This is a genomic window from Nonomuraea sp. NPDC004702 (assembly GCF_053601695.1).
The window spans coordinates 1-6,729 of record NZ_JBSGCE010000156.1 but is presented as its reverse complement, the minus strand read 5'-3'; the positions used below and the strand labels follow the sequence as shown (position 1 = coordinate 6,729).

The following is a 6,729-nucleotide window of genomic DNA, read 5'->3' as shown; positions in this document are numbered from 1 at the left end:
CCGTCCGAGCCGCAGCCTTGCGTGGTCTATGGAATCATCCGTTCCATGGCCAAGTTCCCCTCGATGAAGGCCGGCAAGTTCCTTGCCGTGTTGATGCGGGAACCCCTTGGGTACGAGATCGATCGCCAAAGGGGATCCCATCGGATCCTCAAGGCTGTCGGCTTGCCCACGCTACTATTCTCATTTCATGACGGAGCGGACGTTCCTCCTGGAATCATCCGCAAGTACCTTGTTAACGAGATTGGCCTAGCCGAGGCGGACGCCTTGGAGCTCTTGGGGTAGGTGATCAGATGCGTAAGGTTACTGTCGTCTACCACAATGAGGACGATGCCTGGTGGGCAGAGTCCCCCGACGAAGACCTCTCAACGTTCGTAGCCACAGGAACCACCCTGGAAGAGGTTCGCGAGCTGACCCGCGAGGGCGTGACGTTCTACCTCGACACCGAGGACGTCCAGATCGTCGAGCGCTTTGACCAGGAGCGGCCAGTCTTGCTGGGCTTCCTTCTGGAATCAGCCGTCGGCATCGCGGATGCCCTGACCGTGTCAGCCGGCTCCTCCCGAAGAAGTAGCCTCGCACCGGCTCAACCTCACATCGTCATCGGATAAGCGGTCTACTCTTGGTGGCCATGAGGGTCACAATGTTGCTTGCCGACCATGCGCAGGTAGCGGATGGCAAGTTGTTCGTCTCTGGTGGCGGCTGGAACCTAGCGAGCCCAGGACGACTGTCATGCGGCGTTGGGTTGATCTTTCATGTGCCACGCAGAGACGCTGCCCGGACCATCAGGTTTGTAGTGCGACTCCTTACAGAGGCGGGCGAGCCTGTATCGCATCAAGGCCCTCTAGGTGAGGCGCCCCTGGAGGCAGCAGGGGAGTTCGAAGTCGGCGTGCCCCTGCATGCTGCTCCTGGGGACGACCTGAACATGCCAGTAGCGTTCAACGCACACCTCAACCTGACACCAGGAAGCTACGTGTGGCAGGTCGAGATTGATGGGCGGGCGGACAAGGACTGGACGCTGCACTTCCGAATCACCGAAGCCATCAAAAGAAGCACCACGGAACCCTAGACCAGGGCGGCCCCGTCCCCGGAAGGGGACGGGGCTGTTCGGCAGTCAACGCCGGACGATGGACCAAGGGCCATCCGCGCCGACTACCGCGTACTGGGTGCCAGCTGGGAGCGTGACACTACCCTTGTAGGCGCCGACCTTGTTAGCGATCAGGTCGCTGCGCCGGCCTCGCGCGTCGAGCGCCCACACCGAGAAGTAGCCGTCGCCCGTGTAGCGGATGCGCAGCGTGTGGAAACCACGGCTGGGTGAGGACAGGCGGAGCACGTCGTCGGTGTCGCCCGAGGTGGTGGCCGACCAGGAGCGGGCCTTGCTGAGAGGGAGAAGCCTGATTGTCCAGGGGGCGTCGGCGCCTACCTTGAGTGCGGCGAGCCGGTTGCCGGAGTCGCTGTTGTAGGCGACCGTGCCTTCGTAGGCGCCGACGTGGTTGGCGAGGAGCTGCTGCTCCTTGCCGGAACGATCCAATCCCCATACGGAGAAGTAACCGTCCCCGTCGTAGGTGATTTTGGCTATGCCGGGTGTGGTGGTGGCGGTGATGCGCTGGACGTAGTCGCCGTCTCCGCGGTAGGTGGTGGCGGCGTCCGCGGGGACAGCGATCAGGGTCGTTCCGATCAGCGTCGTGAGGGCGGCATAGAGGCGTAAGCGCATTACGTGACTCCAGGGACGGCAGGTTCGGACGAGAGAAGACGCGCGATTGCTGGCTCTGGAGTACATGAGGGAGCGGCGGCGTGGGCCCGACAGCTCCGCAAGGGACCTGCTCCCACGCCACCGCTTCATCCGCATTTACCCACGTAACTTATGGGTACACCTGGGACGACCTAGGACCACCTGGGTTTTGCCCGGTTTACTGGGGTGTTGGGGGGGCCACTAGCGTTCCGTTCATGATCAAGTGGCGACCACCGCACTTGTGGGAGCACGTCGCGGAGACGCTACGGAGCCGCATCGTGAGTGGCGAGTACCCACCGCGGAGCCGCATGCCGTCCATCCGCACGGTGATGCAGGAGTTCGAGGTGGGGCGGAACACTGCGCTGCACGCGCTCGAATGCCTCGAAGCGGAAGGCTATGCCGTCATGGTCCAATCGCAGGGGACGTTCGTGACGCCGCCCGAGGAGTGGCCCGCGACTCAGGACGGCTGATCGGCCATCACGTGAGCATGCGGCGGAGCGGGGTTTCGCGTTCGCGATGGATTCGCGATGATCTTCAGTTAATGATCTCGGTTGCCGGATGATGGCTGATAAATCTACGTACTCTGACCTGCGGCAACACCAGAAAGCGCTGGTCCCCGCATCGGCCGAATCTGCATGGTAAGGAGAAGGTCAACGGTTCGATTCCGTTTGGGGGCTCTTGTAATGAGCAGATACGACGCCCGGCCAAGGTGACTTGGGGCCGGGCGTTTTTCGTTGTGCGGGTTGAGAGGCGCTTGTCTCGGGGCTTCAGTCAGCCCCAAGAAGGCTCCAAGCACGGGCGTGTTCCATGACGGTCATGAGAAACATCTTCGCGGCCCGTGGTGTGCGCCGGGCGCCTGGCTCTGATCCTGCTCTCCGTCTCGACCGTGCTGACGATCAGCGTGGCGAGCAGTCCCGCCTACGCGTGGAACCCGGCGAACGACGGCTGGCACAAATGCCTGATCGACGGCAAATGGATGTGGTGCAAGGACCTGTAGGTCCTGCGGGCGAGCCGCTCTTCCCCGTGCGGGGAGGGGCGGCTTTTCGGTTGTACGGCTCTTACGTTCTGGCCTTTCGGGACGCGAAGGCGGGGAGGTCGATCACCTCGACCAGGTCGGCGAGGTCCACGTGGTGGACGATCTGGGCGATGGCGCCGTAGTAGCCGAGGAGGTAGCGGCGGCCGTTCACCGTCTGGGTGACCTTGATGCGCTGCCTCGCGCCGAGGGTGATGACCTCGACGAGGATGCCGCGGGGGCCGTGCCAGCGTGTCACGCCACAACTCTACGCAAAACGGACAAAAGCATAGAATGCGGACCGGCGGGCAGTAGGCCGGTGAGGGTTGGTTGCCCACACCCGAAAGCTCCGGACGCGGGGAAGCGTCCGGAGCTTTCGCCTGCTCGGCGTTGGGGCGTTCCGCGGGTTCGCTGCCCGGCGCTAGGCGGTCTCGTCGAGGGGCGGGTAGGCGAAGTGGCGGGTGTCGGCGAAGGTCTGCGGGCCGGTGAGCCGGTAGCCGTGGGCGGCCTCGCTGGTGGTGTGGTACGGCCCCACGTCCACGGTGTCGGCGATCGACCAGACGCCTCTCACCTGCTGTTTGACGACGTAGAGGAACTCGTTGAAGTCGAGTGAGGAGGAGACGAAGGTGTTGAGCACGGTCAGCGATCGGCGTCCCGCGGTCAGCGCCGGCGGCAGGTCCACGGACTGGTCCCGCCAGCGGTAGGTGTTCTCGACGGGCAGGGGGTGCCACACGCCGGCGGGGGCGCCGTTCACGGTGATGGCGGCCTGCTGCATGGAGATGCCGGCGTCCAGGCGGCGGATCAGCCGTACGCCGGTGTTGGCGGGGTCAACGGTCACGGTGAACCGGCTCGATCCTCCGTGGCCGAACGCGCGCCCGTCGTCCGAGACCGGGCGGCCGAGCGCGAAGGGCTGCACATGCCGCGGCGCCACCCACAACCCCACCACCACCCCAACCCCAACCGCCCCCATCACCACCAAAGCCCCAATCCCAACCCCCCGCCACCGCCCCCACCTCCCCCCAGCAGACGCCCCCACCCCACCCGCAGAGACCACCACCCCACCCACCGAAACGGCCACCCCACCCGCCGGGGTTGCCACCCCACCCGCCGGAACGGCCATCCGATCCGCAGGGGCCGCCACCCCACTCGCCGGAACGGGCCCACCCGCAGGGGCCGCCACCCCACCCACCGGAACGGGCCCACCCGCAGGGGCCGGCACCCCACCCGCCGGAACGGTCACCTCACCGGCAGGGGCCACCAGTCCGCTCGCCGGAGTCGCTACCCCGTCTGCCGTGACGGCCGCCCCACCCGCCGGAGCCGCTGCCCCACTTGCCGGCAGGCCTGGCCCCCCGCCGACCGGGGAAGCGTCGGCGGGAAGACCATCGACCAGGGAAGCGACACCGGCGGGGAGCCCGCTGGCGGCGGGGACACCGCTTACGGGCAGGGCGACCCCGACCCCGCCTGAAGGCGGCCCGCCACCAGAACTCCCCTCAGCGGGAAGCCTGTCGGCTGGGAGCGCGCCGCCGGAGGGAGCGCCCATCGGGGAAGCGCCGAAGGCAACACCCCCACTGGACAGACCATCGGAAACCCCGCCTCCCGCAATCCCGTCAACGGGGATCCCGCTCGCCCAAAGGCCACCTCCCGGAGCCTCACCCACTGGAGACCCCTCACCCGGCCGCCCCCCACCCAGCAAACCCTCGCCCGGCAGGCCCTGGGCCAGGAGCCCTTCGCCGGGCAGTGCTGCGCCGGGCTGTCCTGCGCCGGGCAGACCCCCTCCCGGCAGTGCTGCGCCGGGCTGTCCTGCGCCGGGCAGACCCCCTCCCGGCAGTGCTGCGCCGGGCTGTCCTGCGCCGGGCAGACCCCCTCCCGGTAGCGCTCCGCCCGGCAGCCCTCCGCCCGGCAGCCCCTCGCTGGGCAGAGCCCCGCCCGGGAGATCGCCCGCCGGAAGTGCGCTGCCCGGAAGTGCGGCGACCGGGGGACCTGTGATTGGGGGGTCCTTGACCAGGGGGCCATCGACGGGGAGAGTGCCGCCGGCGGAGGGGGCGACGGGCGTGGCCGCTGGGGCTGCGGCCGGGGCAGATGCCTCAGGTGCCCCATTTCTCGCCATCTGAGCGCCTGTCGAGCCCTCTGCCCCTTCGTGGAACCCAGAGAATCCCGGAAGCGCAGCCCCATGGCCGGGGCCTCCAACAAGAGGTGCAGCCCCTTGGCCAGGGCCTCCAGGCGGCGTCGTGCCGAGTTCGGCACGGCCGTCGACGGGCACGGCGTCCGGCCGGCTCAGCCCCGCAGGAGGCGCGGCACCCGGCTGAGGCAGCCCCCCGAGGGGACCGGCGTGCGGATGGACGGAGGCGACGTCGGGAACCCCGGAATACTCGAAGGGCGGAACGTCGGGGGACAACGCCATCCGGGTGAGCTGGAAGCCGGACGGGGGCATGCGGTTGATCCGCACACGCTCCCAGGCCCGCTCCCACTCCGGCACCCGATGCTCGGGCACCCCGCAAGCCCGCAGGAACGTCACCATCACCGCCTTCTTCGGAAACCGCCGTCCGGCCAGCATGTCCGCACAGGTCGCCCGGGGGAGCCGGGGCCCGCCCGCCCTGTCCGCCCGCGCCTGGAGCTCCCGCAACGACACGTCCGCCCGCGCGAACTGCTCGGCGAGGAGCCTCACCAGACCCTCGTGACAGCTCACCGACTCCACGCCGGGTTCCGCGCCTTCCTGGTCCTCGCCCATCGCCCCTCTCCCCGACCCGGCCTTCTTCTGTCCGACAGTGTACGAACGATGACCGTACGTGTCCGGGGGGATTTCGGGGACGTCCGAGTCAGGCTCGCGGGTGGACGACTCCGGACGAGTCTGTCCGCCCTGCTGTTGGACACCGGCGTCCGGTCGCTTACCTGGCATTCGAGCGCAGACCAGCGCCGAAACCCCGAGCAGCACAAGCAGAACGAGCAGAAGAGGAAGACGACATGAACAGGAAACTGGCACTCGCCGCAGGTGTCGCCGCCGTCCTTTCCGGGCTTGTCATCCCGTCCGCCCCCGCCTCGGCCGGCAGCCTCCAGTGCAACAGCGGCCGGGCCCCGGAGGACGGCTACGTCGGCCGCGCCGACTGCCACAACCCGACCGGCCAGACCTGGGTCTACCGCGCCGTGATCACGTGCGGCTGGAGCCCGGACGTCGTCGGCCCGTGGATCACGCTCGGGCCCGGCGCCTCGGGCCGGTCCGAGGGCAAATGCGCAAGCTGGGGCAGCGGCGTCGGCGCCGTAGGCGTCGACGAACGCCAGGCATGAGGCCCCGCCCGGCCCCGCCCGGTCCGGGCCCCCTCAGGTCCGAGGCGCGGGGCTGACAGGGCTCGGATGCGCCCTCGGGTCCGAGGTGCGGGCGGGTGGGGCGCGGCTCGTCGCTGAGGAGCCGGAGCGCGGTCGAGGTGGGCGGCACCTCGCCGGACATCCGTGCGGCACGCTCCCCTTGCGCGGTCGCACGGGTGTCCACCGCGCTCCCTCATGCCCACCCGGGCACGCGCTCCCCTTGCAGGGGCACGCGGCTGTCCACCGCACTCCCTCGCGTCCCCCTGGGGCCGTCCGCCAGGGCCGTCCGCCAGGGCCGTCAGCCAGGGCTGTCCGTCCAGGGCTGTCCGACTCTGTCCGCTTCGCCACTGCGCTGGCTTCGGCTGCGCGACACCTTCGGGTGAGCGCAGGCGTCCGCTGCGGGCCCTCTCCGCCGCTGCGTCGGCGTCCGCCGCGGACACCCCTCCGTCTCCCGCGCGGGTCCGTTCACCGCGTGGAGGCGCGCCGCCGGCGTTCGCCGGGGGCACGCCCGTTCGCCGTACGGACGGGCGTCGCCGGCGGCCGCCGGGAGAGCCCTTCCGGCCACCGCGTGGACGGACGTCGCCGGGGTGTGTTCGTTGCCGCGTGCCTGGTCCGGAGGTTCGCGTCGGTAAAGGGGGGCTGCTAGTGTGACGATGGCCTCCGCGGGTGATTCCCCAGGCGAGACCCAGGT

Annotated in this window: 9 protein-coding genes; 6 read left to right on the top strand and 3 right to left on the bottom strand. The window is 69.1% G+C overall.

Annotation, left to right across the window (positions count from 1 at the left end; all coding sequences use genetic code 11):
* The 3 genes from ACWEJ6_RS54050 to ACWEJ6_RS54040 all read left to right on the top strand — a co-directional run.
* On the top strand, nt 1–282 hold a 282-nt coding region (locus ACWEJ6_RS54050; protein ID WP_452433536.1), incomplete at its 5' end, for a type II toxin-antitoxin system HicA family toxin.
* A gap of 8 nt (nt 283–290) precedes the next feature.
* Complete coding sequence (locus tag ACWEJ6_RS54045; RefSeq protein WP_452433535.1) at nt 291–605, top strand: type II toxin-antitoxin system HicB family antitoxin; 315 nt, start codon at nt 291–293, stop codon at nt 603–605.
* Nucleotides 606–625: 20 nt separating this feature from the next.
* Nucleotides 626–1,063 carry a DUF6941 family protein gene (locus ACWEJ6_RS54040; RefSeq protein WP_452433533.1) on the top strand — a complete coding sequence of 146 codons (438 nt, stop codon included), beginning with the start codon at nt 626–628 and terminating at the stop codon, nt 1,061–1,063.
* 45 nt (nt 1,064–1,108) lie between these two features.
* Here ACWEJ6_RS54040 and ACWEJ6_RS54035 read toward each other — a convergent pair whose 3' ends face one another.
* Entirely contained in the window at nt 1,109–1,708 is a 600-nt protein-coding gene (locus ACWEJ6_RS54035) for a hypothetical protein (RefSeq protein WP_452433532.1), read from the bottom strand.
* A gap of 233 nt (nt 1,709–1,941) precedes the next feature.
* Here ACWEJ6_RS54035 and ACWEJ6_RS54030 point away from each other — a divergent pair, with 233 nt between their 5' ends.
* Both ACWEJ6_RS54030 and ACWEJ6_RS54025 read left to right on the top strand, forming a co-directional pair.
* Nucleotides 1,942–2,196, top strand: coding sequence for a winged helix-turn-helix domain-containing protein (locus ACWEJ6_RS54030; protein WP_452433530.1), 255 nt, complete (start codon nt 1,942–1,944; stop codon nt 2,194–2,196).
* A gap of 368 nt (nt 2,197–2,564) precedes the next feature.
* On the top strand, nt 2,565–2,723 hold the full coding sequence (locus ACWEJ6_RS54025; protein WP_452433529.1) for a hypothetical protein: 159 nt from the start codon (nt 2,565–2,567) through the stop codon (nt 2,721–2,723).
* A 61-nt stretch (nt 2,724–2,784) separates the two neighbouring features.
* Here ACWEJ6_RS54025 and ACWEJ6_RS54020 read toward each other — a convergent pair whose 3' ends face one another.
* Together ACWEJ6_RS54020 and ACWEJ6_RS54015 are read right to left on the bottom strand one after the other, a co-directional pair.
* A complete protein-coding gene (locus tag ACWEJ6_RS54020) occupies nt 2,785–2,997 on the bottom strand; it encodes a hypothetical protein (RefSeq protein WP_452433528.1) in 213 nt (70 codons plus the stop codon).
* Between the two features lie 162 nt (nt 2,998–3,159).
* On the bottom strand, nt 3,160–3,576 hold the full coding sequence (locus tag ACWEJ6_RS54015; RefSeq protein WP_387679741.1) for a hypothetical protein: 417 nt from the start codon (nt 3,574–3,576) through the stop codon (nt 3,160–3,162).
* A 2,123-nt stretch (nt 3,577–5,699) separates the two neighbouring features.
* Between ACWEJ6_RS54015 and ACWEJ6_RS54010 the strand changes: the two genes are divergently transcribed.
* Complete coding sequence (locus ACWEJ6_RS54010) at nt 5,700–6,020, top strand: hypothetical protein (protein WP_357966825.1); 321 nt, start codon at nt 5,700–5,702, stop codon at nt 6,018–6,020.
* Nucleotides 6,021–6,729 lie beyond the last annotated feature (709 nt).

Coding starts and splice junctions, on each gene's coding strand:
- ACWEJ6_RS54035 (WP_452433532.1), bottom strand. CDS start 1,708: ATGCGCTTACGCCTCTATGCCGCCCTCACGACGCTGATCGGAACGACC.
- ACWEJ6_RS54010 (WP_357966825.1), top strand. CDS start 5,700: ATGAACAGGAAACTGGCACTCGCCGCAGGTGTCGCCGCCGTCCTTTCC.
- ACWEJ6_RS54045 (WP_452433535.1), top strand. CDS start 291: ATGCGTAAGGTTACTGTCGTCTACCACAATGAGGACGATGCCTGGTGG.
- ACWEJ6_RS54030 (WP_452433530.1), top strand. CDS start 1,942: ATGATCAAGTGGCGACCACCGCACTTGTGGGAGCACGTCGCGGAGACG.
- ACWEJ6_RS54040 (WP_452433533.1), top strand. CDS start 626: ATGAGGGTCACAATGTTGCTTGCCGACCATGCGCAGGTAGCGGATGGC.